Source organism: Cellulomonas humilata (genome assembly GCF_030814415.1).
Taxonomy (GTDB): Bacteria; Actinomycetota; Actinomycetes; order Actinomycetales; family Cellulomonadaceae; genus Cellulomonas; species Cellulomonas humilata_A.
This window is the reverse complement of record NZ_JAUSVB010000003.1, coordinates 443,802-468,094: the sequence shown is the minus strand read 5'-3', so window position 1 is coordinate 468,094 and position 24,293 is coordinate 443,802. Positions and strand designations below refer to the sequence as shown.

Genomic DNA, 24,293 nt, shown 5'->3' with positions numbered 1-24,293 from the left:
ACGCGCCTGCCCGCGGGGGCGGGTGTGCACGAGATCACCCCAGGGTTCCCACGCGTCAGATCTGCACCGGGTTGACGATGTCGGCGTAGATGAGCAGCAGGCCGACGGCGCCGAGCAGGACGAACACCGAGTACGCGAGCGGGACCAGCTTGGCCGAGTCGAACGGACCGGGCCGGGGCAGCCCGCGCAGTCGAGCGACCTGCCGTCGGCCGCCCTCCCAGAGGGCTGCAGCCACGTGCCCGCCGTCGAGCGGCGGGAGCGGGATGAGGTTGAAGACGAACAGGGCGATGTTCAGCGTGGCGAGCATCTGCAGGAGGGCGGCGGCCTTGAGCTGCCACTCGATGCCGTCGGTCGAGGCGATCTCCCCGGCGAACCGGCCGATGCCGACCACGCCGACGATGCTGTTGGTGTCCCGCGGGGTGCCGTTCACCTGCGACTCGACCAGGTCGCCGACGCGGGCGGGCAGCGTGGCCACCACGGTGATCGTCTGCCACGTGGTGTCGGCCACGACGCCGACCACGTCCAGCGGGGACTGCCGGACCAGCTCCTGCGCGGGGGTGATGCCGAGGAACCCGACTGGCTCCGTCACGGGGTCGCCGGCGCTGTCGACGACCAGCTCGTCGTTCTCGTCGTAGACGGGACGGTCCGCGACGACCGGCGTGATCGTGAGGTCCACGCGCTCGCCGTCGCGCTCGACGACGATCGGGACGGCCTCCGCGCCGGTGGCGCGGATGAGGCCGGACAGCTGGTCCCAGGACGTGATCTCGGTGCCGTCGTAGGACACGACGGTGTCGCCCGGCTCGATGCCGGCCGCCGCGGCGGGCGCGGACTCGTCGGCCGCGGTGCACTCGCGCGCCTGGTCGGCATCGGCGGGGATGACGCACTGCGAGACGCCGGCGAGGTTGGTGGTCACCGTCGGGAGACCGATCCCGACCAGCACGATCGCCATCAGGAAGATCGCGATGAACAGGTTCATCACCGGGCCGCCGAGCATCACGACCAGCTTCTTGGGCGTGGACAGGTGGTAGAAGGCGCGCCCGTCCTCACCGGGCCGGATCTCCTCGGCGCTGGCCTGGCGGGCGTCGCGGGCGAGCCGGCCGGTCCAGGTGCGCGCCGGCGGGTTGCCCACGGCAGCGTCGGGCGGGTACATGCCGACGAGGCGCACGTAGCCACCGAGCGGGATCGCCTTGAAGCCGTACTCCGTCTCCCCCCGGGTGCGTGACCACAGGGTCGGGCCGAAGCCGACCATGTAGTGGCTCACCCGGACACCGAAGCGCTTGGCGGGCACCATGTGGCCGACCTCGTGCAGCCCGATGGACAGCAGCAGCACCACGAACACGATGAGCACAGCGACCAGGTACTCCATCGACCCCTCCGTCAGCAGCCCCCACGCACGCGCGAGGAAGCGGGGTCACGACCGACTCCGCGGAGGACATCTTGCCTCCTGTCCCTGGGAACCCCCTGAACGCACGCTCAGGTCACCCGATCAGCCGACTCGACGTGCGATCCGGCGGTCGGCGGATTTCGTCGTGTGATCCTTTCCCGAGCACGAGATCGGCACTAGCGTCCCCCTATGACCACCGTTTCCGCCCCGGTGCCTCCCCTCGAGCAGCACCGCGCCCTGCACACACAGATCCCTGGACCGCGCTCCGTCGCGCTCGGCGAGCGTCGCGCGGCTGCGGTCGCGTCCGGTGTGTCGTCGACGCTGCCGGTCTACGTGGCCCGGGCGTCGGGTGCGGTGATCGAGGACGTCGACGGCAACGTGCTGATCGACCTGGGCTCCGGCATCGCGGTCACCTCCGTCGGGGCGAGCGCCCCCGAGGTCACCGCGGCGGTCGCCGCACAGGCGGCCGACTTCACGCACACCTGCTTCATGATCAGCCCGTACGAGGAGTACGTCGCCGTCTGCGAGGCGCTGGCGCGGATCACCCCCGGCACCCACGACAAGCGGTCGGTCCTGGTCAACTCCGGCGCCGAGGCCGTCGAGAACGCCGTGAAGATCGCGCGCCGCGCCACCGGCCGCCCGGCGGTCCTCGTGCTCGACCACGCCTACCACGGGCGCACCAACCTCACGATGGCGATGACCGCGCGTGCCATGCCCTACAAGACGGGCTTCGGGCCGTTCGCCGGCGAGGTCTACCGCGTGCCGGCGTCGTACCCGCTGCGCGACCCCGCGGGGATGACGGGGAAGCAGGCGGCGCTGCGGGCCATCGGCGTGGCTGAGCGCCAGGTGGGCGCCGACCAGGTGGCCGCGCTCGTCGTCGAGCCGATCCTCGGCGAGGGGGGCTTCGTCGTCCCGGCGCCCGGGTTCCTGTCGACCCTCGCGGGGTGGGCGGCCGACCGCGGCATCGTGCTCGTCGCCGACGAGGTGCAGACCGGCTTCGCGCGGACGGGCGCGATGTTCGCGATGGATCACGAGGACGTCGTCCCGGACCTCGTCGCCATGGCCAAGGGCATTGCGGGCGGCCTGCCGCTCGGTGCCGTGACCGGGCGGGCCGAGCTGCTCGACGCCGTGCACGCGGGCGGGCTGGGCGGCACGTTCGGCGGGAACCCCCTGGCGTGCGCAGCGGCCCTGGCGACGCTCGAGATCTACGAGCGCGACGACCTCGCGGCCGCCGCGCGGGCGATCGAGGCGGCGGTCGTCCCCCGTCTGACGGCCCTCCGCGACGAGGTCCCGGCCGTGGCGGAGGTGCGCGGCCGAGGAGCGATGCTCGCGGTCGAGCTGGTCCGCCCCGGCACGCTCGAGCCCGACAAGGCCGGTGCCCAGAAGGTGGCGGCGGCGTGCGCGGCGCAGGGCGTCCTGGTGCTCACCTGCGGGACCTGGGGGAACGTGCTGCGCCTGCTCCCGCCGCTGGTGATCGGGCACGACCTCCTCGACGAGGCCCTGACCGTGCTCGAGGACGAGCTCCGCGCGCTCTAGGCGGGGTCGCGCTCCTCCATCCCCCACGGCGAGCCGTAGCCCTGCGGGGTCGGCGCCGCCAGGAGCTCGAGGAACGGGACGGCGTCGAACGCCTCGGGGCCGAGCACACCCGCCCCCGACCAGGTGCCGGCGGCCAGGAGCTCGAGCGCGACGACCGGGTTGACGGCCGTCTGCCACACCACGCACTGCGCGCCGTACTCGGCCATCGACCAGGCGTTGTCCACCAGGTGGTAGAGGTACACCTCGCGCGGCGAGCCGTCCACGCCCGTGCCGGTCACCAGCAGCCCGGCGCACGTGGACCCGGTCATGCGGGGGCCGATCGTCGCCGGGTCGGGCAGCGCCGCGGCGACCACGTCGCGCGGGCTCACCGGCACGCCGCGGACCGTCACCGGCTCCGTCCTGTCCAGTCCCAGACGGTGCAGCGTCCGGAGCACGCCGATGAACTCCTCGCCCAGGCCGTACTTGAAGGTCACCTTCCGGGCGTCGACCCAGCGCGGCATGAGGAGCACCTCCTCGTGCTCCACGTGGACGCACTCGACGTCGCCGATCGGGTCGGGGAACCGGAACACCTCCGGCTCGTGGAACGGCGCGACGGTGAACCACCCGTCTTCCAGCCCGGCGCCGGCCTCGGCACGGTCCGCCGACCAGATCACCGGCGGGTTGAGGCACTCCTCGATCGTCGTCCAGATGGAGAACGACGGCGCGAAGATCGGCTCACCGTCGTCGCCGACGACCTCGAGGTTGGCGCCGTCGCGCACGCCGAGCTCGTCGATCGCGGAGAACAGGTGGTCCGCCGCGTAGCGCGCGAACACGTCGGACAGGCCAGGCTCCACCCCGATGCCGACCAGCGCCAGCTGCCCGTCCGCCTCCCACCCGTCGGCCTGCGCGAACTGCTCGTCGCCCAGCTTGACGCCCGGCAGCTCGTACGGGCGCTCCGGGTGCGCGTGGGACAGCGACATCGCCATGTCGAGGTAGTGCGCCCCGGCCGCCCGCACCCCCTCGAAGATCGGCAGCACGAACCGCGGGTCGACCGCGTTGAGCACGTGCGTGGCACCGTGCTCGCGGACCAGCGCCTCCACGGCGTCAGCGCTCGACGCGTCGACCGCCGCCGCGACGAACCGGTCACCCACCACGTCGTGCGCGCTCGCGGCCCCGACCGTGCGCTGCGACCGTCCCAGGTCCACGTCGGCCACGACGAGCCGCTCGAAGAACGTCCGACGAGCCGCGATCCGGGCGACCGCGTCGCCCACCCCACCACTTCCGACCACCAGGATCCGCACGAGCCGTGCCTCCGCGTTCAACGGGTCCGGAGCCGCTTGCCCCGGGCATAGCCGAGCACCTGGACCAGCACGACGATCGCGAGGGCCAGGACGAACATGAACGAGCTGATCACGTTCGCCTGCGGCGGGATGCCACGGGTGGCAGACACGTACACGAACTTGGGGAACGTCGTGTACGAGCCGGACGTGAAGTTGGTGACGATGAAGTCGTCGAAGCTGAGGCTGAACGCGAGGAGCGCCGCCGCGGCGATGCCCGGGATCAGCAGCGGGAACGTGACGCGCCAGAACGCCTGCCACGGCGACGCGTACAGGTCGGCCGCGGCCTCCTCGAGCGCGGGGTCCAGACTGGCGACGCGCGCCTTGACGGTGACGACGACGAAGCTGATGCAGAACAGCACGTGGGCCGCGACGACCGTGCCGAAGCCGAGCGGGACGCGCACGGTCAGGAACTGCGCGAGCAGGGCTGCGCCGAGCACGACCTCGGGCGTCGACATCGGCAGGAAGATCAGCAGGTTCGTCGATGCACGCCCGCGGAACCGGAACCGGACCAGCGCGATCGCGACCAGCGTGCCCAGCGCGGTCGCGATCAGCGTCGAGACGACGCCGACCTGCAGGGAGTTGGCGAACGCCTCGCACACCTGCGGCGCACCGCAGGGGTTCTGCCAGTTCGCCAGCGTGAAGCCCTGCCACACGAGGTTGGTCTTGCCGGCGTCGTTGAACGAGAACACGACGGTGTAGGCGACCGGGACGAGCAGGTAGACGAACGCGAGCGCGGCGAAGACCGGGACGATCATGTCTCCGAGGCGACGGCGCGGGCGACGCGGCGGACGCTCCGGTGTCGGCACCGTCGTGGACTCGCCCGCCCGGTCGAGGACCGCCGTCACAGGAGGTCCTCCGTGCCGGAGCGTCGGATGTACGCACCCACGAGCACCAGGATCGCCACCATCAGCACCACCGACAAGGACGCGGCCGTCGGATAGTCGAGCACCTTGAAGAACCGGGCGTCGATGACCTGCCCGATCATCGTCGTGTTCGTGTTGTTCCCGAGCAGCGAGGCGTTCACGTAGTCACCGGCGGCGGGGATGAACACCAGCAGGGTGCCGGCGACGACCCCGGGCATGCTCAGCGGCCAGGTGACCGTGCGGAAGGTCGTGGCGGGTGACGCGTACAGGTCCGCACCGGCCTCCAGGAGCCGGGAGTCCAGCCGCTCCAGGGCCGCGAAGATGGGCAGCACCATGAACGGCAGGAAGTTGTAGGTCAGGCCGCTGACCACCGCGAACGGGGTCGCGGTCAGCCGGGCGTCGGCGGGCAGCAGGTGCAGGAAGTGCATGGCCGTCACGACGAAGGCGTCGTCTGCCAGGATCTGCTTCCACGCGATGGTGCGCAGGATGAAGCTGGTGAAGAACGGCGCGACGACCAGCACGAGCAGCAGCCCTTGGAGGAGCTTGCGGCCTCGGGCGCGCACCGCGATGACGTACGCCATCGGGTAGCCGATGACCAGCGCGGCGACGGTGGCCAGGAACGCGAACCAGAACGAGCGCAGGAGAGCGGGCCAGAACTGGGCGAGCGAGTCGACGTAGTTCTGCCAGTGGAACGCGGGCTGGTACTCCCCCACGTCGCCGCCGGGCACCGGCACGTACAGCGACGTCGCCAGCAGGGCGCCGACGGGCACGACGAAGAACAGGACGAGGTAGACCACGCCCGGTCCGAGGAGGAACAGGTGTGCGCGACGTGCGCGGCGGCGCGGAGGCTCGGCGGCGACTCCCGCGACGCTGTCGCCGAGCGCGGCCGTGATGCTCACGGCTCGTCGTCCAGGTCGACCGCGCCGTCGTCGCGGGCCTGCGCGCCGTCCAGCCCGAACGTGAAGTCGACGGCCCAGGCCAGCCGCACGGACGTCCCGACCGTGACCGTGGCACCGCCCAGCAGGTTCTGCGCGAAGACGCCGAACGTCCCGAGGCCCGGGATCTCCACCTGGTACTGCGTGCTCACGCCCATGAACGAGACGTCGGTGACCGTCCCGGGACCGAGCACGTTGTCGCCCCGACCCGGCGCCTGGTCCCCGACGAGCAGCCGCATCTTCTCCGGCCGTGCCCCGACGAGCACCGCACCGTCCGAGCTCACCGCACGCGCCGCGGGGACCAGGACGCGCGTCCCACGCACGTCGACCCCCAGCAGGCCACGCTTCGTCAGCCGCTCGGTGACCGTGCCCGCGACGAGGTTGGACTGGCCCAGGAAGTTGGCGACGAACGCGGTCCGCGGCAGCTCGTACAGGTCGGCCGGCGAGCCCAGCTGCTCGATGCGCCCGTGGTTCATCACGGCGACCGTGTCGGCCATCGTCATGGCCTCCTCCTGGTCGTGCGTGACGTGCACGAACGTGAGGCCCACCTCGGTCTGGATGCGCTTGAGCTCGAGCTGCATCTGGCGACGGAGCTTGAGGTCGAGCGCCCCCAGCGGCTCGTCCAGGAGCAGCAGCGCCGGGCGGTTCACCAGCGCCCGGGCGAGAGCCACCCGCTGCTGCTGCCCCCCAGAGAGCTGGGCGGGCTTGCGGTGGGCGAGGTGGCCCAGCTCGACCAGGTCGAGACCGTCGGCCACCCGCGCGGCGACGTCCTTCGCCCGCGAGCGCTTCAGCCCGAACGCCACGTTCTCGCCGACCGTGAGGTGCGGGAACAGCGCATAGCTCTGGAACACGGTGTTCACGGGACGCTGGTGCGCCCGGGTGCCGGTCACGTCCTGGCCACCGAGCGTGATGGTCCCCGCGGTGGGCTGCTCCAGGCCGGCGACCATCCGCAGCGTCGTCGTCTTGCCGCACCCGGACGGGCCGAGGAGGGCGAAGAACGACCCGGACGGGACCTCGAGCGTCAGGTCGTCCACCGCGACGAACTGCCCGAACGACTTGGTCACGCCGCCGAGCTCGAGCGCAGCACCGCCCGTCGCGTCCGCCGTGACGGCGGCCGCAGTGCTCGTGCTCGTCATGCGCCGATCACGGTGAGGAACTCGCCGTTGTAGCGCTCCTCCTCGTCCGGACTGAGCGTCCGGAACACGCTGACCTTGGACAGGATCTCGTCGGTCGGGAAGATCATCGGGTTCTCGGCGAGCTCGGGATCGATGGCCATCATCGCCTCCTGGGCCCCCTGCACCGGCGTGATGTAGTTGACCCAGGCGGCCACCTGCGCGGCGACCTCGGGGTCGTAGTAGTAGTTCATGAGGTCCTCGGCGTTCCCCAGGTGCGGGGAGCCGACCGGCACCATCAGGTTGTCGCTCCAGAGCGTCCCGCCGGCCTCCGGGATGGCGAACTCGAACTTGTCGTCCGCCTCGTAGTTGAGCGACGTGATGTCGCCCGACCACCCGATGACGGCGATCGCGTCGCCCGAGGCCAGGTCCTGCGTGTACGCGTTGCCGCGGACCTGCCGGATGTGGCCGGAGTCGATCTTCTCCTTGAGCACCTCGAGCGCCGTGTAGAAGTCGCTGTCGCTCCAGTTGCCCGACGGGTCGACGCCCTGGTCGAGCATGATCAGGCCCATCGTGTCGCGCATCTCGGAGAGCACCTCGACGCGGCCCGCGAGCTCGGGGGCCCACAGGTCCGACAGCGTGTGCAGACCGCCCGGCACCTTCTCCTTGTCCCACGCCAGCCCGGCGAAGCCGGACTGCCACGTCAGGGAGTGCGAGCGGCCCGGGTCGAAGTCGACGTTCGCCAGGCCGGACAGGATGTTGTCCGCGTTCGGCATGCGGGACTTGTCCAGCGCCTGGGTGTAGCCCAGGCGGATCATCCGTGCGGCCATCCAGTCGGTGAGCGTGACGATGTCGTAGCCGATGTCCTGGCCGTTCTTGAGCTGGCCGGAGACCTTGCCGAAGAAGGCGTCGTTGTCGTCGATGTCCTCGGCGTAGGTGGCCTTCAGCCCCGACTGCTCCTCGAAGGCCTGGAGCGACGGGTAGCTCTTCCCGTCCTCGTCCTGGTCGAGGTACTGCGTCCAGTTGGCCCAGCGCACGATCTTGTCGCTGTCGGAGAGGTCCTGCGCGGACGACGCGGACGAGGACGGCGACCCGGTGCCGCACGCAGCGAGCAGCGCGCCGGTGCCGGCGGTGCCCAGGGCACCGATGAGGAACGACCGCCGGGACATGCCGCCGCGGTGCGCAGCCTGGGCGACGAGCGCCCGCACCCGAGGGTCGGCGGGGGCGGGGCGACGGTGGGGGCTCATGGGGCTCCTAGGTGCCGACGGGCGCCGCGGTGCACGGCGGGTCGCTGGATCTTCGCAAACGGACGGCCGTCCAGCAAGGAATCCGTCGCATCAGCACCCGTCCGCAACGAAAATGTTGCACGGACGGAACATACGGCTCCTGGATCCGTCGACTTACGCGTCGAAAGCAGACATCACATGCTTGATCCGGGTGTAGTCCTCGAAGCCGTACATCGAGAGGTCCTTGCCGTACCCGGAGTGCTTGAAGCCGCCGTGCGGCATCTCCGCCACGAACGGGATGTGAGTGTTGATCCAGACCACCCCGAAGTCCAGCGCGCGGGACACCCGCAGCGCCCGGCCGTGGTTCTGCGTCCACACCGAGCTGGACAGCCCGTACCGCACGCCGTTGGCCAGCGTGATCGCCTCGTCCTCGTCGGTGAACGTCTGCACCGTGATGACCGGCCCGAAGATCTCGTCCTGCACGGCCTCGTCGTCCTGCTTCAGCCCCGCCACGACGGTCGCCTCGACGAAGTACCCCACGTCCCCGACGCGGTGGCCGCCGGCCAGGATCGACGCGTGGTCCGGGAGCCGGTCGAGGAAGCCGGTCACCCGCTCCAGCTGCAGCGCGTTGTTCACCGGACCGAATGCGACGCCCTCGTCGCTGGGCACACCGGTGCGCTGCCCCTTGGCCGCCTCGGCGAGCGCCGCGACGAAGTCGTCGTGCACGGACGCGTGCACCAGCACGCGGGTGGCGGCCGTGCAGTCCTGGCCGGCGTTGTAGTACCCGGCGCCCGCGATGCCCTCGGCAGCGGCGGCGAGGTCCGCGTCGGCGAACACGATCACCGGCGCCTTGCCGCCCAGCTCCAGGTGGACGCGCTTGACGTTGGCCGCGGCAGCCGCGGCCACCTGCGAGCCGGCGCGCACCGACCCCGTGATGGCCACCATGTCGGGGCGCTGGTGCGAGACGAGGGCGCGGCCCGTGTCGCGGTCACCGCAGACGACGTTGAGGACCCCGGGGGGAAGCACCTCGCTGGCCACCCGCCCGAGCAGCAGCGTCGAGGCCGGCGTCGTGTCGGACGGCTTGAGGACGATGGTGTTGCCGGCCGCGAGCGCCGGGGCGATCTTCCAGATCGCCATCATCAGCGGGTAGTTCCACGGCGTCACCTGGCCGACGACCCCGACCGGCTCGCGGCGCACCCAGGAGGTGTGGCCCGCCATGTACTCCCCCGCGCTCAGCCCGTCGAGCACGCGGGCGGCGCCGGCGAAGAACCGCAGCTGGTCGACGCAGGGCGGTACCTCGTCGGTCGCGGTCAGGTGCAGCGGCTTGCCGGTGTTGCGGGACTCGACGGCGACGAACTCGTCGGCACGCTGCTCGATCGCGTCGGCGAGGCGCAGCAGCGCGAGCTGGCGCTCGGCCGGGGTCGTGCGGCCCCACGTCGTGAACGCCTCCGACGCCGCTCCGTACGCCGCGTCGACGTCCTCCGCCCCGGACAGGGGCGCGCGGGCGTACTCCTGCCCCGTGGACGGGTCGATCACCGACGTGGTGCGGCCGTCCGCGGCGGGCCGCTCGACACCCCCGATCACGTTGCGCAACAGAGGCGTCTCGGCGGTCTGGCTCACGGGTGCTCTCCTCACAGTCGGTGTGCCGCACGCTACGCCGCTCGACGTCCGCGCGGGAGCCCCGGACGGTGCATTCGGCCGATCGGGCGCCCGTGGACACCGGAATCAGAAGTTCACACGGCCTGTCACGACGGATTCCCTTGCGCTGAACCCTCGGGCGCACCACCATCGGCGGGTGGGCACACGCAGACCAGCACCGGGGCACCCGGCACTCGACGACGTCTCCAAGGCGATCGTCGAACAGCTCCAGGAGGACGGCCGGCGACCGTACGCCACCATCGGCAAGGCGATCGGGCTGTCCGAGGCGGCGGTGCGCCAGCGCGTCCAGCGCCTCACGGACTCCGGCGTGATGCAGATCGTCGCGGTGACCGACCCGCTGCAGGTCGGCTTCTCCCGGCAGGCGATGATCGGGCTGAAGTGCGAGGGCGACCTGTCGCTCGTCGCGGACGCGCTCGCGGCGATGACCGAGGTCGACTACGTCGTGATCACGGCCGGCGGGTTCGACCTGCTGTGCGAGGTCGTCTGCGAGGACGACGACCACCTGCTCGAGGTGCTCAACCAGAAGATCCGCTCGCTCCCCGGGGTGCGGACCACCGAGACGTTCGTCTACCTGAAGCTGCGCAAGCAGCTCTACAACTGGGGGACCCGATGAGCACGACACCGCGTGGCACGGATCGGTCCGAGGCCGCACGTTCGCACCTCTGGGGCCACTTCACGCGGCAGAGCGCGTGGGCCGACGACGTCCCGACGATCGTGCGCGGCCAGGGTCACCACATCTGGGACGACCAGGGCCGCCAGTACATCGACGGTCTCTCCGGGCTGTTCGTGGTGCAGGCCGGGCACGGTCGCACCGAGCTGGCCGAGGCCGGACGCGTCCAGGCCGAGAAGCTCGCGTTCTTCCCGCTGTGGTCCTACGCGCACCCGCAGGCGATCGACCTGGCGGAGCGCCTCGCGGCCTACGCCCCCGGCGACCTCAACCACGTCTTCTTCACCACCGGCGGCGGCGAGGCCGTCGAGACCGCCTGGAAGCTGGCGAAGAACTACTTCAAGCTCACCGGCAAGCCGAACAAGTACAAGGTGATCTCGCGGTCGATCGCGTACCACGGCACCACGCACGGGGCGCTGTCGATCACCGGCCTGCCGACGCTCAAGGCGCAGTTCGAGCCTCTGGTACCGGGCGCGCACAAGGTGCCGAACACCAACGAGTACCGCGCGCCCGACCACCTGCGCGACGACCCCAAGGCATTCGGACGGTGGGCTGCGGACCGCATCGGTGACGCCATCGAGATGGAAGGGCCGGACACCGTCGCGGCCGTGTTCCTGGAGCCGGTGCAGAACGCCGGCGGCTGCTTCCCGCCGCCCCCGGGGTACTTCGAGCGCGTCCGGGAGATCTGCGACCAGTACGACGTCCTGCTGGTCTCCGACGAGGTCATCTGCGCGTTCGGCCGGATCGGGTCGATCTTCGCGTGCGACGACTTCGGCTACGTCCCGGACATGATCACGTGTGCCAAGGGCATGACGTCGGGGTACTCCCCCATCGGCGCCCTGATCGCCAGCGACAAGCTCTACGAGCCGTTCGCGACGGGCAACGCGTCGTTCGCGCACGGCTACACGTTCGGCGGTCACCCGGTGTCCGCGGCCGTCGCCAACGCGAACCTGGACCTGTTCGAGCGCGAGGGCATCACCACGCACGTCAAGGAGTCGGCCCCCGCGTTCCGCCGCACCCTCGAAGGGCTGCTCGACCTGCCGATCGTCGGCGACGTCCGCGGCGAGGGGTTCTTCTACGGGATCGAGCTGGTCAAGGACAAGGTCACGCGGGAGACGTTCGACGACGACGAGAGCGAGCGCCTGCTGCGCGGGTTCCTGTCGGGTGCCCTGTTCGAGGCCGGGCTGTACTGCCGCGCCGACGACCGCGGCGACCCGGTCATCCAGCTCGCCCCGCCGCTGACGTGCGGGCAGGCCGAGTTCGACGAGATCACGGGCATCCTGCGCAGCGTGCTCACCGAGGCCTGGGCGCGTCTGTGACGGGACGGTCGCTCTGGTCCGACCAGGTCGAGGAGCGGGCAGCGCTCGACCCGCTCGACGGGGACGCGCAGGCCGACGTCGTCATCGTCGGCGCGGGCCTGACCGGGCTCTGGACCGCGTACTACCTGCTCGAGGCCGACCCGTCGCTCGACGTCCTCCTCGTCGAGGCGCAGGTCGCGGGCTTCGGGGCGAGCGGACGCAACGGCGGCTGGTGCTCTGCCCTGCTGCCGGTCTCGGCCGACGAGCTGGCCCGCCGGCACGGTCGCGACGCCGCCCTGGCGATGCGCGCCGCGATGCGCGACACGGTCGTCGAGGTGGGCGGGGTCGCCGCCGCGGAGCTGATCGACTGCGGGTTCGCCTTCGGTGGGACGGTCACCGTCGCCCGCAACCGCCCGCAACTGGAGCGCGTGGCCGACGACGTCGCCGCCGACGCCCGGTGGGGCGACGAGTCGCACCTGCTCGACGCCCCCGGGGTGGCCGAGCACGTCCGCGCCGACGGTGCGGTCGGCGGCTCGTTCACGCCCGACTGCGCCCGCGTGCACCCGGCACGGCTGGTCCGCGGGCTGCTGGACGTCGTCCTGTCCCGCGGCGCCCGGCTGGCCGAGGGGACGCGCGCCCTGCGCCTGTCCCCCCGTGCGGTCGTCACCGACCACGGCATCGTCCGCGCCCGCTGGGTGGTCCGTGCGACAGAGGCCTGGACCGCGCACCTGCCCGGGTCGCGCCGCGACGTCGCCCCCGTGTACTCCCACATGATCGCCACCGAGCCACTACCGCCGGAGGTCTGGGCGCAGATCGGGCTCGACCGCGCACAGACGTTCACCGACGCGCGCAACCTCGTCGTCTACGGCCAGCGGACCACCGACGACCGCCTCGCGTTCGGCGGGCGGGGTGCGCCGTACCACCTGGGCTCCGCCATCCGGCCCGCGTACGACCAGGCCGACGCCACCGCCGCACACCTCGGGCACGCGCTCGTCGACCTGTTCCCGGTGCTCGAACGGGCCGAGATCACGCACCACTGGGGAGGTCCGCTCGGGGTACCGCGCGACTGGCACCCGTCCGTCGGGCTCGACCCCGAGACCGGGATCGCCTGGGCGGGCGGGTACGTCGGCGACGGCGTCGCGCTCACCAACCTCGCGGGCCGGACCCTCGCGGACCTGATCACGGGGGCGGACAGCGCCCTGGTCCACCTGCCGTGGGTGGACCATCGCTCCCCCGCCTGGGAGCCGGAGCCGATCCGGTGGGCCGGCATCACGGCGACCCGGCGGGCGACCGCGTGGGCCGACCGCACCGAGTCCCGGACCGGTCACCCCAGCCGTGTGGGCGGCCTCCTGAGCCAGGTCCTCGGGCACTGAGCCGTCAGGCGCGCGCGAGGATCTCCTGCGCGCGGGCCCGCGCCCAGACCTCGGCGGCCAGCACCGCGTCGAGGCTCAGGTCCTCCGGCGTCGTGCCGTCGTGCTCGCCCAGCACCCGCTCGACCGTGGTCACGATGTCGAGGAACCCGATCCGGCCGGTCAGGAACGCCTCGACGCACTCCTCGTTCGCCGCGTTGTAGACCGCCGGGTGCGTCGCGGAGGTCGCGACCGCCTCACGCGCCAGCCGGACCGCCGCGAAGACGACCTCGTCCAGGGGCTCGAACGTCCAGGCCGTGGCCTGCGTCCAGTCGCACGGCGGCGCGACCTGCGGCACCCGGTCCGGCCAGGACAGCCCGAGCGCGATCGGCAGCCGCATGTCCGGCGGCGACGCCTGCGCCAGCGTGGAGCCGTCGACGAACTCGACCATCGAGTGCACCACCGACTGCGGGTGCACCACCACGGTGATGTCCTCGACCGCCACGTCGAACAGCAGGTGGGCCTCGATCAGCTCCAGGCCCTTGTTCATCAGCGTCGAGGAGTTGATGGTCACCACCGGCCCCATCGACCACGTCGGGTGCGCCAGGGCCTGCTGCGGCGTGACCGTCTTGACGTCGTCGTGGGACCAGCCGCGGAACGGCCCCCCGGAGGCGGTCAGGATCAGCCGTCGGACCTCGGGGTGGGTGCCGCCGCGCAGCGCCTGGGCGATGGCCGAGTGCTCCGAGTCGACCGGCACGATCTGGTCCGGGCGCTGCCGCGCGGCGTGCACCAGCCGGCCGCCGACGACGAGCGACTCCTTGTTGGCCAGCGCGAGCGTGCTGCCCGCGCCCAGCGCAGCGAGCGTCGGCCCCAGCCCGACCGAGCCCGTGACGCCGTTGAGCACGACGTCGGCGCCGCGCCCGGCGAGCTCGGTCGACGCCTGCGGTCCGACCAGCACCTCGACCCCCGGCAGGGCCTCGCGCAACGGCGTCGCCGCGCGCGGGTCGGCGACGGCCACCGTCGACACGCCGAGCTCGCGGGCCTGCCGGACCAGCAGGTCGACGTCCCGGCCGCCTGCGGACAGACCCGTCACGGTGAACCGGTCGGGGTTGCGGGTGATCACGTCGACGGCCTGGGTGCCGATGGACCCGGTGGACCCGAGGAGGACGACGCTGCGCTGTGTCACGCTGCCCATCTTCGTGCATCGCCCGTGGCAGGATCGCCGCATGTCCGCTCCTGCGACGCCCCAGGGGTCCTCGACGCGCCTGCTCGTGCTCGGCTGCGTGCGGATCTTCCAGCCCGTGCACGGCTATTTCCTGCGCCGTGAGCTCGTCAGCTGGGAGGTCGACCAGTGGGCGCACGTGCACCCCGGGTCGATCTACAACGCGCTCAAGTCCCTCACGCGTTCCGGGCTGCTGGAGGAGGTGGGGGTCGTCGCCGCCGGTCCCCGACCGCCGCGCACCACCTACCGGCTCACCGACGCCGGCGAGGACGAGTTCCTGACGCTGGTCCGCGCCGGCCTGCTCACCATCGACGACCCGACGCTCTTCCTCACGGCCGTGAACATGGCGTTCGCCCTCCCCCGCGCCGAGGTCGTGCAGGCGGTGCGCACACGCGTCGCCCTGCTGGAGGAGTACCTCGTCGTCCTCGCGACGCAGATCGAGCAGATCCTCGGGACCAAGGACACCCCGGACACCGCGACGGAGGTCCCGCGCCTGATCAGCGCGAGGACCCGGGGTGAGCTGGAGTGGGCCCGCGACTACCTCGACCGGCTGGCGGCCGGCGCCTACGCGTTCCAGGACGAGGCACCGCTCTGGACGCCGACGCCCGAGCAGGTCGAGATCGCGCGCGCCGCCGGGGTCGGGCCGGGCGTGGTCCTCGCCATGGCCGAGGAGAACACGTAATAGTCAAGGTTGACGAGTAATAGTCCATCTTGAATACTGGGGTCTCCACTCGAAGGAGACCCCGCATGATCCATGCCCGCGGCCTGGCCCGCACCTACAAGACCCGACGCGGAGACGTCGACGCCGTGCGCGGCGTGGACCTCGACGTCGACGCCGGCGAGATCGTCGGCTTCCTCGGCCCCAACGGCGCCGGCAAGACGACCACGCTCCGCATGCTCACCACCCTCCTGCGGCCCACCCGCGGCGAGGCCACGGTCGCCGGCGCCGACCTGCGCCGGGACCCCGGCGCCGTCCGCCGCCGCATCGGCTACGTCGCCCAGTCCGGCTCCACGTCGGGCGAAGCGCGCGCCGGCGAGGAGGTCGTCGACCACGCCCTGCTCTACGGCGTCGAGCGCTCGGTCGCCACCGCCCGTGGCCGCGTCCTGTTCGAGCAGCTCGAGCTCGACGGCCTCTGGGACCGCAAGTGCTCGTCCCTGTCCGGTGGCCAGCGCCGCCGGCTGGACATCGTCACCGGCCTGATCCACACGCCGCGGCTCGTGTTCCTCGACGAGCCCACCACCGGTCTCGACCCGCAGGCGCGCGCCAACCTCTGGACGCACGTGCGCGGCCTGCGCGACGAGCGCGGCAGCACCGTGTTCCTCACCACGCACTACCTCGACGAGGCCGACGCCCTGTGCGACCGCATCCTCGTCATCGACCACGGGCAGATCGTCGCCCAGGGCTCGCCCGAGGAGCTCAAGCAGCGGGTCAGCGGCGACGCGGTCCTGCTCAGCGCCTCCCAGCCGACGGACGTCGCCCGCATCGCCGCCATCGCCGCGCAGCTCCCCGGCGCGGACGTCCCGACCGTCGACGGCCACCTCGTCGAGGTCCGCGTCCCCGCCGGTCGCACCCTCCTCGCCGGCCTCCTGCGCTCGCTCGACGCCGAAGGCATCGAGCTGGCCGGCGTCGAGCTGCGTCGCCCCACGCTCGACGACGTCTTCCTCACGCTCACCGGCCGGTCCCTCCGCGACGGCGAGAGCCCGGCGCAGCCCTCCGAAGGAGCCGCAGCATGACCGCCGCCACCGCCACCCCGTCCACGTTCACCGACGAGCAGAGCGGCCGGAGCACGTTCGTCCGCGACGCGCTCACCGTCTTCCGCCGCGCCATGCGGATCTCGCTCCGGAACCCCGTCTGGGCCGTCATGGGTCTGCTCCAGCCCGTGCTGTACCTCTCGCTGTTCGGGCCCCTGCTCGAGCCGCTCGCCCCGCAGCTGGGAGCGACGAACGCCTACCAGCTCTTCGTCCCGGGCCTGCTGGTGCAGCTCGGCATGTTCGGCGCGCTGTTCGTCGGCTTCGGGCTCATCGGCGAGTGGCGCGACGGCGTCATCGAGGCCGAGCGGGTCAGTCCCGCACCCCGGTCGGCCCTCGTGGTCGGACGCGTGCTCCGCGACGTCATCGTCGTCGCGGTGCAGGGTGTCGTCCTGGTGTCCGTGGCGTTCCTGTTCGGGCTCGAGGCGCCCTTCTGGGGCATCGTGCTCGGCATCGTCACCGCCGCGCTGCTCGCCGCCGCGTTCGCCTCGGCGTCCTACGCCGTGGCGCTCACGCTCAAGAGCGAGGACGCCCTGGCTCCCCTGATGAACGGGGTCGCCCTGCCGCTGCTGCTGCTGTCCGGGATCCTGCTGCCCATCACGGCCGCCTCGGCACCTGCCTGGCTCAACACGCTGTCCAACCTCAACCCGATCAAGCACGTGGTCTCCGGCATCCGCGCGCAGTTCGACGGCGACATCGGCAGCGCCACGGCCCTGTGGGGCTCCGCGCTGACCATCGTGCTCGCGGCCGTCGGCCTCTGGTTCGGCGCCCGCACCTTCAAGCGCGAGGACGGCTGAGGCATCCGTGAGCGCTGGGCTGTAGCGCAGCGGAGGGTGGGGGCGCGCCAGGGCACCCGCCCGCAGCGCAACGCAAGGCCAGCGCGAACAGAGGGCTCAGACAGCGACGGCCGCGCTCCAGGTGGGAGCGCGGCCGTCGTGCCGTCTGTCCCTACTCGACGCCGAGGAGCACCTCGACCGCGCGGGACAGGAAGGCGTCGACGGGCCCCTCGGCGTACGCGTTGTGACCCTTGCGGCGGCGGAACGTCGCGGACCGGACCTCGGCGGCGGACAGCGGGGTGCCCTTGTCGAAGTAGGCGACGAGGCGCTGGCACAGCTCGTCGACGTCGGCCGGCTCGTAGCCCTGCTGTCGACCGTGCGGAGCGGCGAACCGGTCCCCGTCGGGGCGACCCAGGCGGCCGTAGAGCGTGCGGGCCTGCTCGCTGAGGTGATCCATCCACCCCTGCTGGCCCTGCGTCGCGACGAACTCCGCGCGGGACCGGGCCACGAACGCGGCCTCCAACCGGTCGAGCGCCGCGTCGACCGCGGCGGTGACGTACCCGCCCCGCACCATGTCGAACGCGACGCTGCGGACGTCCTTGCTGGCCAGCGCGGCGGCGGGGCCCTGCTCGTAGACGGCTCGTGCGTGGGAGAAGAAGTCGTCGACCTCGTCCGGGTCGTATCCCTGCTTCAGACCTGAGACGGTCCGGAACATCCCGTCACTCACTCGTCCTCCTCCGCTGCCAGCTGTCCGCAGGCGCCGTCGATCTCACTTCCGCGGGTGTCCCGGATCGTCGTCGGGATCCCGTGCGCACGCAAGCGTGCCACGAACTCCTGCTCGACCCGGGGATCGCTCGCGGTCCACTTCGAGCCCGGCGTCGGGTTCAGCGGGATCGGGTTGCAGTGCACCCAGCCGCGGCCCCGGGCGTTGAGCTTCTCCCCGAGGAGGTCCGCGCGCCAGGCGTGGTCGTTGATGTCCCGGATGAGCGCGTACTCGATGGAGACGCGCCGGCCGGTGACCTCGAAGTAGCGGTGTGCGGAGTCGAGCGCCTCGTCGACGCTCCACCGCGTGTTCACCGGGACCAGCTCGCTGCGCAGCTCGTCGTCCGGTGCGTGCAGGGACAGCGCGAGGGTCACCGGGATGCCCTCCTTGGCGAGGCGGTCCATCGCCGGCACCATCCCGACGGTCGAGACCGTGACGTTCCGCGCGGACATGCCGAGGCCGTCGGGCGCGGGGGCCACCAGGCGCCGGACCGTCTCCATCACGGACTTGTAGTTGGCGAGCGGCTCACCCATGCCCATGAAGACGACGTTGCTCAGGCGGGTCGGCCCGCCCGGCACCTCACCGTCGGCCAGCGAGCGCGCGGCGGCGCGGACCTGCTCGACGATCTCCGCCGTGGACAGGTTCCGCGTCAGGCCGAGCTGGCCCGTCGCGCAGAACGAGCACGCGAGCCCGCAGCCCGCCTGGCTGGAGACGCAGAGCGTGGTGCGGTTGGCGTACCGCATGAGGACGGACTCGACCTTGGCGCCGTCGAACAGGTGCCACAGCGTCTTGACCGTCGTGCCCTTGTCCGCCGTCTGCGTGCGGTGCGCCGTGAGCAGCTGCGGGAAGAGCCCCTCGACCAGCTTGTCCCGCGTCGCCTTCGGCAGGTCGGTCATCAGGGCCGGGTCGTTGGTGAGGTGCGTGAAGTAGTGCGTCGCCAGCTGCTTGGCGCGGAACGGCTTCTCACCGAGCTCGGTGACGGCCTCGATCCGCTGCTCGGGCGTGAGGTCGACGAAGTGCTTGGGCGGCTTGCCCCGAGGTCCCCGGCTGGGCGAGGACAGGTCGAGGCGCACGGGTGTACCGGTCATGGCCGTATACCCCCTCTCGGGTCGGGCTGCCATGAGAAGCAGGGTCAGGCGGGCTGGAACACCGTGAGGACCACGTACACGGCGGGGGCGGTCAGGACGAGCGAGTCGAGCCGGTCCAGCAGGCCGCCGTGGCCCGGCACCAGCCGGCCCATGTCCTTGAGCTCGAGGTCACGCTTGAGCATCGACTCGGCGAGATCCCCGAGCGTGGCGGTCACGACGGTGGCCAGGCCGAGGATGACGCCGACGAGCGGCTCCCCGTCGAACGCGAGCTGCACACCCACCACGCCCACGACGCACGCGAGGACCAGCGAGCCGGCGAGACCCTCCCAGGTCTTCTTCGGGCTCACCGACGGGGCGAGGGGATGCCTGCCGAGCAGGACGCCCACGGTGTAGCCACCGACGTCGCTGGCGACGCACAGGAGGATGAAGAGCATCACGCGGGCCGCGCCGTCAGGCTCGGCGAGCATCATCATCACGAACCCGCCGAGGAACGGCAGGTACGCCGCAGCGAACGCACCCGCGGTCGCATCCCGCAGAGCCGGCTGGCCGCTCCCGTCGAGCACGCGCCAGACGACGACACCGCCGACGGTCAGCATGAACGCGACGAACAGCGCCTCCGGGCCCGCCGTGTAGGCGGACACGAGGATGCCGATCGAGCCGACCAGCAGCGGGAGGAGCGGCAGGTGGATGTTGCGGCGCGTGAACGCCTGCGCCAGCTCCCAGAGCCCCGCACTCACCGCCAGGACGGCGACGACCGCGAAGGCTTCCTTGCGGATGAACAGCGACGCGACCACCGCGACGAGCATGGCGACGCCGACGACGATCGCGACCGGAAGGTCACGACCGGGGCGAGGGGTCCGGGTGGCGGCGATGGCAGTCTGGCTCATCAGACCTCGAGGAGCTCGTTCTCCTTGGACGCGAGCAGGTGGTCGATGAGGTCCACGTGCTTCTTCGTCAAGGACTCGAGCTCCTTCTCCGCACGACCGACCTCGTCCTCGCCGGCCTCACCGTCCTTGACGATGCGGTCCAGCTCCTCCTTGGCCCGGCGCCGGACGTTGCGCACCGACACGCGGGCGTCCTCCGCCTTGCTCTTGGCGAGCTTGACGAAGTCCTTGCGGCGCTCCTGCGTGAGGGCGGGCAGGACGATGCGGATGACGTTGCCGTCGTTCGTCGGGTTCACGCCCAGGTCGGATTCGCGCAGCGCCTTCTCGATCGCGGCGGTCGACGACTTGTCGAACGGCGAGACCAGGATCGTGCGCGCCTCGGTGACGTTGAACGACGCCAGCTGCTGCAGGGGCGTCGGGCTGCCGTAGTAGTCGACGAACACCTTGGAGAACATCGCGGCGTTGGCCCGACCGGTACGGATCGTCGAGAAGTCCTCCTTGGCGACCTCGACGGCCTTGTCCATCTTCTCTTCAGCCTCGAAGAGGGTCTCGTCGATCACCGGAGCTCCTTCGTGCGTGGGTCGTGTTCCTGCAGGGTCGTGCGGACAGGCCGTTCAGCTGGCTGTGATCAGCGTGCCGATCTTCTCACCCCGGAGCGCCCGCGTGACGTTGCCGGCCTCCTCGAGCCCGAAGACGCGCATCCGCACGTCGTTGTCACGGCAGAGGCTGAGCGCCGAGCCGTCCATCACGCCCAGGTCGTTGACGAGTGCGTCCGTGTACGTCAGGTGGTCCAGCTTCACGGCGTCCGGGTTGGTGCGCGGGTCCGCGGAGTACACCCCGTCGACACCGTTCTTGCCCATGAGGACCTCGTGGCAGTGCGTCTCGAGGGCGCGCTGCACGCTCACGGTGTCCGTCGAGAAGTACGGCATGCCGGCGCCGGCGCCGAAGATGACGACGCGGCCCTTCTCCAGGTGCCGGATGGCGCGCAGCGGGATGTAGGGCTCCGCCACCTGGCCCATCGCGATCGCCGTCTGCACGCGGGTGCTCACGCCGGCCTGCTCGAGGAAGTCCTGGAGCGCCAGGCAGTTCATGACCGTGCCGAGCATGCCCATGTAGTCGGCACGCGCCCGGTCCAGGCCGCGCTGCGAGAGCTCGGCGCCACGGAAGAAGTTGCCGCCGCCGACGACGATCGCGACCTGCACTCCGGCCCGGACCGCGACGGCGATCTCGGCGGCGACGCGCTGGACGACGTCCGCCGCGAGGCCCACGTCACCGCCACCGAACGTCTCGCCGGACAGCTTGAGCAGGACGCGCCGGTCCGGCACCGCTCCGCGGGTCGACTCGGGGTCCAGGGTCACGGTGCCTCCACGAGAGTTGGATCGGGCTGGTTGCGACGGTGGCCCCGACCCCGCAGGGCCGGGGCCACCGTCGATCACCTGAGGTCAGGCTCCCACGCGGTAACGGACGAAGCCCGTCAGCGTGCCGCCGGCCTCGGCGAGGACCTGCGCGACCGTCTTCTTGTTGTCCTTGGCGAACGCCTGCTCGAGCAGCACGTTCTCCTTGAAGAAGCCGTTCAGGCGGCCCTCGATGATCTTCGGCAGAGCAGCCTCGGGCTTGCCCTCGTTGCGGGCCGTCTCCTCGGCGATGTGGCGCTCGTTCGCGACGACGTCGGCCGAGACCTCCTCGCGCGTGAGGTACGTGGGCGAGAACGCCGCGATGTGCGTCGCGATGTCCCGGGCCACGCCGGCGCCTGCGGCGTCGGTGGCGACCAGCACGCCGACCTGCGGGGGCAGGTCCTTGCTGACCTTGTGCAGGTAGACCTCGACGTGCTCGCCGGCCACGCGGGCCAGGCGGCGCACGACCACGCGCTCACCCAGGGTGGCAGCGGTCTCGTCGACGATCGTCTGGACGCTCGTGCCGTCGACCTCGGTGGCCAGCAGCGCGTCCGCGTCGCGGGCCGGGGAGTCGACCGCGGCCGCGAGGACGCGGGCGGCCAGGGCCACGAAGTTCGGGCTCTTCGCGACGAAGTCGGTCTCCGAGTTGATCTCGACGAGCACGCCCGTCTGGCCCTCGCCGTCGGCCGTCGGGGCGACGTGGGCGGCGACGAGGCCGTCCGAGGCCGAGCGGCCCTCGCGCTTGCCGACGCCCTTGAGGCCCTTGACGCGAATGAGCTCGAGCGCCTTGTCGGTGTCGCCCTCAGCCTCCTCGAGCGCCTTCTTGACGTCCATCATTCCGGCACCGGTCTTCTCGCGCAGCGCCTTGATGTCTGCGAGCGAGTAGTTCGCCATCAGTCGTGTCCGTTCCTCGTGTGTCGTGACGTTGATGCGGGACCTCAACGGTCCGGTGACGTGCCGCGGTGCCGACGGCCCCGTCGAGGGGCCGCCGGCACCGGCAGGATCACTTGGAGTCGGCGTCGCCCTCGGCGACAGCCTCGTCGGCGGCAACCTCGGTCGCGGCCTCCTCGGCGACGACCTCCTCGGCCGCAGCCTCGGCGACGACCTCCTCGGCAACGGCCTCGGCGACGACCTCCTCGGCAACGGTCTCGGTGGCGGCCTCGTCGGCTGCGACCTCCTCGGCGATCTCGGTCTTCGCCTCGGCGACGGCCTCGGTCGCGTCGGCCGCGACCTCGGCACCGGCCAGGTCGGCCTCGGCGCCGGCGAGCAGCTCGCGCTCCCACTCGGCGAGCGGCTCGGCGTCGGCCGGGGCGCCCTCGGCGGCCGCGGTGCGACCCGAGTGACGCTTGAGCAGACCGTCGGCAGCGGCGTCGGCGATGACGCGGGTCAGCAGCTGGACGGCGCGGATCGCGTCGTCGTTGCCCGGGATCGGGTAGTCGACGACGTCGGGGTCGCAGTTGGTGTCCAGGATCGCGACGACCGGGATGCCGAGCTTGCGCGCCTCGTTGACCGCGAGGTGCTCCTTGTTCGTGTCGACGATCCAGACGGCCGAGGGAACCTTGGCCATGTCACGGATGCCACCGAGCGTCTTGGCCAGCTTGTCCTTCTCGCGGCGCAGGACGAGCAGCTCCTTCTTCGTGAGGTTCGAGCCCGCCACGTCGTCGAAGTCGATCTGCTCGAGCTCCTTGAGGCGCTGGAGACGCTTGTGCACCGTGCTGAAGTTGGTGAGCATGCCACCGAGCCAGCGCTGGTTGACGTACGGCATGCCGACGCGGGCGGCCTGGTCCGCGACCGGCTCCTGCGCCTGCTTCTTGGTGCCGACGAAGAGAATGGTGCCGCCGTGCGCGACGGTCTGGCTCACGAAGTCGTAGGCGTTGTCGATGTACGACAGCGACTGCTGCAGGTCGACGATGTAGATGCCGTTGCGCTCGGTGAAGATGAAGCGCTTCATCTTGGGGTTCCAGCGGCGGGTCTGGTGTCCGAAGTGGACACCGCTCTCGAGCAGCTGGCGCATGGTCACGACGGCCATGGCACGTCCTTCCGGCGCGCACCGCGAGGTGCACGCGTCAAGGCGGACCCATCCGTGCGGGCCCGCATCTCGGTTGTCGGCTCCGACCAGCTGGCCGGCGCCCCTGGCGTCATGTCGTCGTCCGCTCCGGTACCTGCCACGTGGGCAGATGCTCGGACCGCTGCGGAGATCGACCCCGTCCTGGAGCTCGCCGGCGCTGGGCCGAAGGTCCGGTGATCGGGTGGATGACGCGCGAAGTCGACCGGTACGGACCGGTCGCACTCGAAGTCTAGCCGATCGCCGCCCCTGCTCCGACCGCGGCCGACCGTTCGCACGCCCACACCCGCGTCTCCCGCGGCGACCCGACCACAGCCCGGTGTTCGGCAGGGTCGTCCACAGAGCTGCCCAGGCCGCCCACCACCACCTTCGGCTCCGCCCACCATCACGGCATGACTCGAGGAACCCGCACCGCTCGCCTCGTCACCGCGCTGGGCACCGTCGTGGTGCTGCTCAGCCTGATGGTCGTCGCTGCCGGACCGGCTGGATCCGCCGGTCCACCCGGCTCCCCGTCACCTGCCGGGACCTACCGACTGCCGCTGGCGGGGTCGGCGGACGTGGTGCGCGCGTTCGAGCCACCGCCTGCGCGCTGGGCCGCCGGCCACCGCGGGATCGACCTGCGATCTGCACCCGGCACCGAGGTCGTCTCCCCGGTCGACGGTGTGGTGACCTATGCCGGCGCCGTCGGCGGTCGACCCGTCGTGACCGTGACCGACGTCGAGGGGCGCCGCTCGAGCGTCGAACCGCTGGTGCCTGCCGTCGGGATCGGCACCCTCGTCACGGCGGGCGCGCGCCTCGGCACGCTCGTCGCCGAGGGCTCCCACTGCGCGCCGAGCGCGTGCCTGCACTGGGGCGTGCGCGTCGGGGACGACTACGTCGACCCGCTCGGCCTGCTCGCCGGTGCGGGACCGGCGGTCCTGCTCCCCCTCGACACCGCGGGGTGAGCTCGGTCGGACCCGCCGCAGGCAGCGCTCCGAGCATGTCGCGAAGCTCGGGGCAGGGTC

General features: G+C 71.7%; 23 protein-coding genes. 8 read left to right on the top strand and 15 right to left on the bottom strand.

Features of this window, described 5'->3' with window-relative positions; translation table 11 throughout:
* Positions 1-55: 55 nt before the first annotated feature.
* On the bottom strand, positions 56-1,366 hold the full coding sequence (locus J2X26_RS13220) for a M50 family metallopeptidase (RefSeq protein WP_307492911.1): 1,311 nt from the start codon (positions 1,364-1,366) through the stop codon (positions 56-58).
* 207 nt (positions 1,367-1,573) lie between these two features.
* Here J2X26_RS13220 and gabT point away from each other — a divergent pair, with 207 nt between their 5' ends.
* Positions 1,574-2,920 (top strand): 4-aminobutyrate--2-oxoglutarate transaminase, encoded by a 1,347-nt coding sequence (gene gabT, locus J2X26_RS13215; RefSeq protein WP_307492909.1) that lies wholly within the window; start codon positions 1,574-1,576, stop codon positions 2,918-2,920.
* Here gabT and J2X26_RS13210 read toward each other — a convergent pair.
* From J2X26_RS13210 to J2X26_RS13185, 6 genes are all read right to left on the bottom strand, one after another.
* A complete protein-coding gene (locus J2X26_RS13210) occupies positions 2,917-4,200 on the bottom strand; it encodes a saccharopine dehydrogenase C-terminal domain-containing protein (protein ID WP_307492908.1) in 1,284 nt (427 codons plus the stop codon). The two genes, gabT and J2X26_RS13210, sit on opposite strands and share 4 nt — an antisense overlap.
* Before the next feature lie 17 nt (positions 4,201-4,217).
* On the bottom strand, positions 4,218-4,994 hold the full coding sequence (locus J2X26_RS13205) for an ABC transporter permease (RefSeq protein ID WP_307493180.1): 777 nt from the start codon (positions 4,992-4,994) through the stop codon (positions 4,218-4,220).
* An 86-nt stretch (positions 4,995-5,080) separates the two neighbouring features.
* Complete coding sequence (locus J2X26_RS13200) at positions 5,081-6,001, bottom strand: ABC transporter permease (RefSeq protein WP_439897854.1); 921 nt, start codon at positions 5,999-6,001, stop codon at positions 5,081-5,083.
* Positions 5,998-7,173, bottom strand: a complete 1,176-nt coding sequence (locus J2X26_RS13195) for an ABC transporter ATP-binding protein (protein ID WP_307492907.1) — start codon at positions 7,171-7,173, stop codon at positions 5,998-6,000. Before J2X26_RS13195 ends, J2X26_RS13200 begins: the two co-directional genes overlap by 4 nt.
* The gene (locus J2X26_RS13190; RefSeq protein ID WP_307492906.1) at positions 7,170-8,396 is read right to left on the bottom strand and encodes an ABC transporter substrate-binding protein; all 1,227 of its coding nucleotides are present in this window, start codon (positions 8,394-8,396) and stop codon (positions 7,170-7,172) included. Before J2X26_RS13190 ends, J2X26_RS13195 begins: the two co-directional genes overlap by 4 nt.
* A 153-nt stretch (positions 8,397-8,549) precedes the next feature.
* Positions 8,550-9,995, bottom strand: coding sequence for a gamma-aminobutyraldehyde dehydrogenase (locus J2X26_RS13185; protein WP_439897853.1), 1,446 nt, complete (start codon positions 9,993-9,995; stop codon positions 8,550-8,552).
* A 175-nt stretch (positions 9,996-10,170) separates the two neighbouring features.
* On the opposite strand from J2X26_RS13185, the gene J2X26_RS13180 reads away from it, so the two are divergent.
* The 3 genes from J2X26_RS13180 to J2X26_RS13170 are packed head-to-tail and all read left to right on the top strand — an operon-like array spanning position 10,171 to position 13,372.
* Positions 10,171-10,647 carry an Lrp/AsnC family transcriptional regulator gene (locus tag J2X26_RS13180; RefSeq protein WP_055922212.1) on the top strand — a complete coding sequence of 159 codons (477 nt, stop codon included), beginning with the start codon at positions 10,171-10,173 and terminating at the stop codon, positions 10,645-10,647.
* A complete protein-coding gene (locus J2X26_RS13175; RefSeq protein WP_307492904.1) occupies positions 10,644-12,020 on the top strand; it encodes an aspartate aminotransferase family protein in 1,377 nt (458 codons plus the stop codon). Before J2X26_RS13180 ends, J2X26_RS13175 begins: the two co-directional genes overlap by 4 nt.
* Complete coding sequence (locus tag J2X26_RS13170) at positions 12,017-13,372, top strand: NAD(P)/FAD-dependent oxidoreductase (RefSeq protein WP_307492902.1); 1,356 nt, start codon at positions 12,017-12,019, stop codon at positions 13,370-13,372. The genes J2X26_RS13175 and J2X26_RS13170 overlap by 4 nt, the downstream gene beginning before the upstream one ends.
* Before the next feature lie 4 nt (positions 13,373-13,376).
* Here the strand turns inward: J2X26_RS13170 and dxr are convergent, their stop codons facing one another.
* On the bottom strand, positions 13,377-14,543 hold the full coding sequence (dxr, locus tag J2X26_RS13165) for a 1-deoxy-D-xylulose-5-phosphate reductoisomerase (RefSeq protein WP_307492901.1): 1,167 nt from the start codon (positions 14,541-14,543) through the stop codon (positions 13,377-13,379).
* Between the two features lie 31 nt (positions 14,544-14,574).
* Between dxr and J2X26_RS13160 the strand changes: the two genes are divergently transcribed.
* The 3 genes from J2X26_RS13160 (at position 14,575) to J2X26_RS13150 (ending at position 17,116) form a co-directional block, all read left to right on the top strand.
* Positions 14,575-15,252: a PadR family transcriptional regulator gene (locus J2X26_RS13160; protein WP_307492899.1), complete on the top strand. Its 678-nt coding sequence runs from the start codon at positions 14,575-14,577 to the stop codon at positions 15,250-15,252.
* A 65-nt stretch (positions 15,253-15,317) separates the two neighbouring features.
* Entirely contained in the window at positions 15,318-16,304 is a 987-nt protein-coding gene (locus J2X26_RS13155; RefSeq protein ID WP_307492898.1) for an ATP-binding cassette domain-containing protein, read from the top strand.
* Positions 16,301-17,116, top strand: a complete 816-nt coding sequence (locus J2X26_RS13150) for an ABC transporter permease (protein WP_307492896.1) — start codon at positions 16,301-16,303, stop codon at positions 17,114-17,116. Before J2X26_RS13155 ends, J2X26_RS13150 begins: the two co-directional genes overlap by 4 nt.
* Positions 17,117-17,267: 151 nt before the next feature.
* Here J2X26_RS13150 and J2X26_RS13145 read toward each other — a convergent pair whose 3' ends face one another.
* The 7 genes from J2X26_RS13145 to rpsB form a co-directional block, all read right to left on the bottom strand.
* Positions 17,268-17,822, bottom strand: a complete 555-nt coding sequence (locus J2X26_RS13145; protein ID WP_307492895.1) for a DivIVA domain-containing protein — start codon at positions 17,820-17,822, stop codon at positions 17,268-17,270.
* Entirely contained in the window at positions 17,819-18,946 is a 1,128-nt protein-coding gene (gene rlmN, locus J2X26_RS13140; protein ID WP_307492893.1) for a 23S rRNA (adenine(2503)-C(2))-methyltransferase RlmN, read from the bottom strand. Before rlmN ends, J2X26_RS13145 begins: the two co-directional genes overlap by 4 nt.
* A 44-nt stretch (positions 18,947-18,990) precedes the next feature.
* Entirely contained in the window at positions 18,991-19,833 is an 843-nt protein-coding gene (locus J2X26_RS13135) for a phosphatidate cytidylyltransferase (protein ID WP_307492891.1), read from the bottom strand.
* Positions 19,833-20,390 (bottom strand): ribosome recycling factor, encoded by a 558-nt coding sequence (frr, locus tag J2X26_RS13130; protein ID WP_307492889.1) that lies wholly within the window; start codon positions 20,388-20,390, stop codon positions 19,833-19,835. The genes J2X26_RS13135 and frr overlap by 1 nt, the downstream gene beginning before the upstream one ends.
* Positions 20,391-20,444: 54 nt before the next feature.
* Complete coding sequence (gene pyrH / locus J2X26_RS13125) at positions 20,445-21,188, bottom strand: UMP kinase (RefSeq protein ID WP_055922247.1); 744 nt, start codon at positions 21,186-21,188, stop codon at positions 20,445-20,447.
* Positions 21,189-21,272: 84 nt separating this feature from the next.
* The gene (tsf, locus tag J2X26_RS13120; RefSeq protein ID WP_307492888.1) at positions 21,273-22,118 is read right to left on the bottom strand and encodes a translation elongation factor Ts; all 846 of its coding nucleotides are present in this window, start codon (positions 22,116-22,118) and stop codon (positions 21,273-21,275) included.
* Positions 22,119-22,227: 109 nt separating this feature from the next.
* A complete protein-coding gene (rpsB, locus tag J2X26_RS13115; protein ID WP_307492887.1) occupies positions 22,228-23,253 on the bottom strand; it encodes a 30S ribosomal protein S2 in 1,026 nt (341 codons plus the stop codon).
* A gap of 428 nt (positions 23,254-23,681) precedes the next feature.
* Here rpsB and J2X26_RS13110 point away from each other — a divergent pair, with 428 nt between their 5' ends.
* Positions 23,682-24,233 (top strand): peptidoglycan DD-metalloendopeptidase family protein, encoded by a 552-nt coding sequence (locus J2X26_RS13110; protein WP_307492886.1) that lies wholly within the window; start codon positions 23,682-23,684, stop codon positions 24,231-24,233.
* Positions 24,234-24,293: the final 60 nt, after the last annotated feature.

Coding starts and splice junctions, on each gene's coding strand:
- J2X26_RS13190 (WP_307492906.1), bottom strand. CDS start 8,396: ATGAGCCCCCACCGTCGCCCCGCCCCCGCCGACCCTCGGGTGCGGGCG.
- J2X26_RS13155 (WP_307492898.1), top strand. CDS start 15,318: ATGATCCATGCCCGCGGCCTGGCCCGCACCTACAAGACCCGACGCGGA.
- J2X26_RS13220 (WP_307492911.1), bottom strand. CDS start 1,366: ATGGAGTACCTGGTCGCTGTGCTCATCGTGTTCGTGGTGCTGCTGCTG.
- tsf (WP_307492888.1), bottom strand. CDS start 22,118: ATGGCGAACTACTCGCTCGCAGACATCAAGGCGCTGCGCGAGAAGACC.
- J2X26_RS13160 (WP_307492899.1), top strand. CDS start 14,575: ATGTCCGCTCCTGCGACGCCCCAGGGGTCCTCGACGCGCCTGCTCGTG.
- J2X26_RS13110 (WP_307492886.1), top strand. CDS start 23,682: ATGACTCGAGGAACCCGCACCGCTCGCCTCGTCACCGCGCTGGGCACC.
- J2X26_RS13150 (WP_307492896.1), top strand. CDS start 16,301: ATGACCGCCGCCACCGCCACCCCGTCCACGTTCACCGACGAGCAGAGC.
- J2X26_RS13135 (WP_307492891.1), bottom strand. CDS start 19,833: ATGAGCCAGACTGCCATCGCCGCCACCCGGACCCCTCGCCCCGGTCGT.
- rlmN (WP_307492893.1), bottom strand. CDS start 18,946: ATGACCGGTACACCCGTGCGCCTCGACCTGTCCTCGCCCAGCCGGGGA.
- gabT (WP_307492909.1), top strand. CDS start 1,574: ATGACCACCGTTTCCGCCCCGGTGCCTCCCCTCGAGCAGCACCGCGCC.
- dxr (WP_307492901.1), bottom strand. CDS start 14,543: ATGGGCAGCGTGACACAGCGCAGCGTCGTCCTCCTCGGGTCCACCGGG.
- rpsB (WP_307492887.1), bottom strand. CDS start 23,253: ATGGCCGTCGTGACCATGCGCCAGCTGCTCGAGAGCGGTGTCCACTTC.
- J2X26_RS13205 (WP_307493180.1), bottom strand. CDS start 4,994: ATGATCGTCCCGGTCTTCGCCGCGCTCGCGTTCGTCTACCTGCTCGTC.
- J2X26_RS13195 (WP_307492907.1), bottom strand. CDS start 7,173: ATGACGAGCACGAGCACTGCGGCCGCCGTCACGGCGGACGCGACGGGC.
- J2X26_RS13175 (WP_307492904.1), top strand. CDS start 10,644: ATGAGCACGACACCGCGTGGCACGGATCGGTCCGAGGCCGCACGTTCG.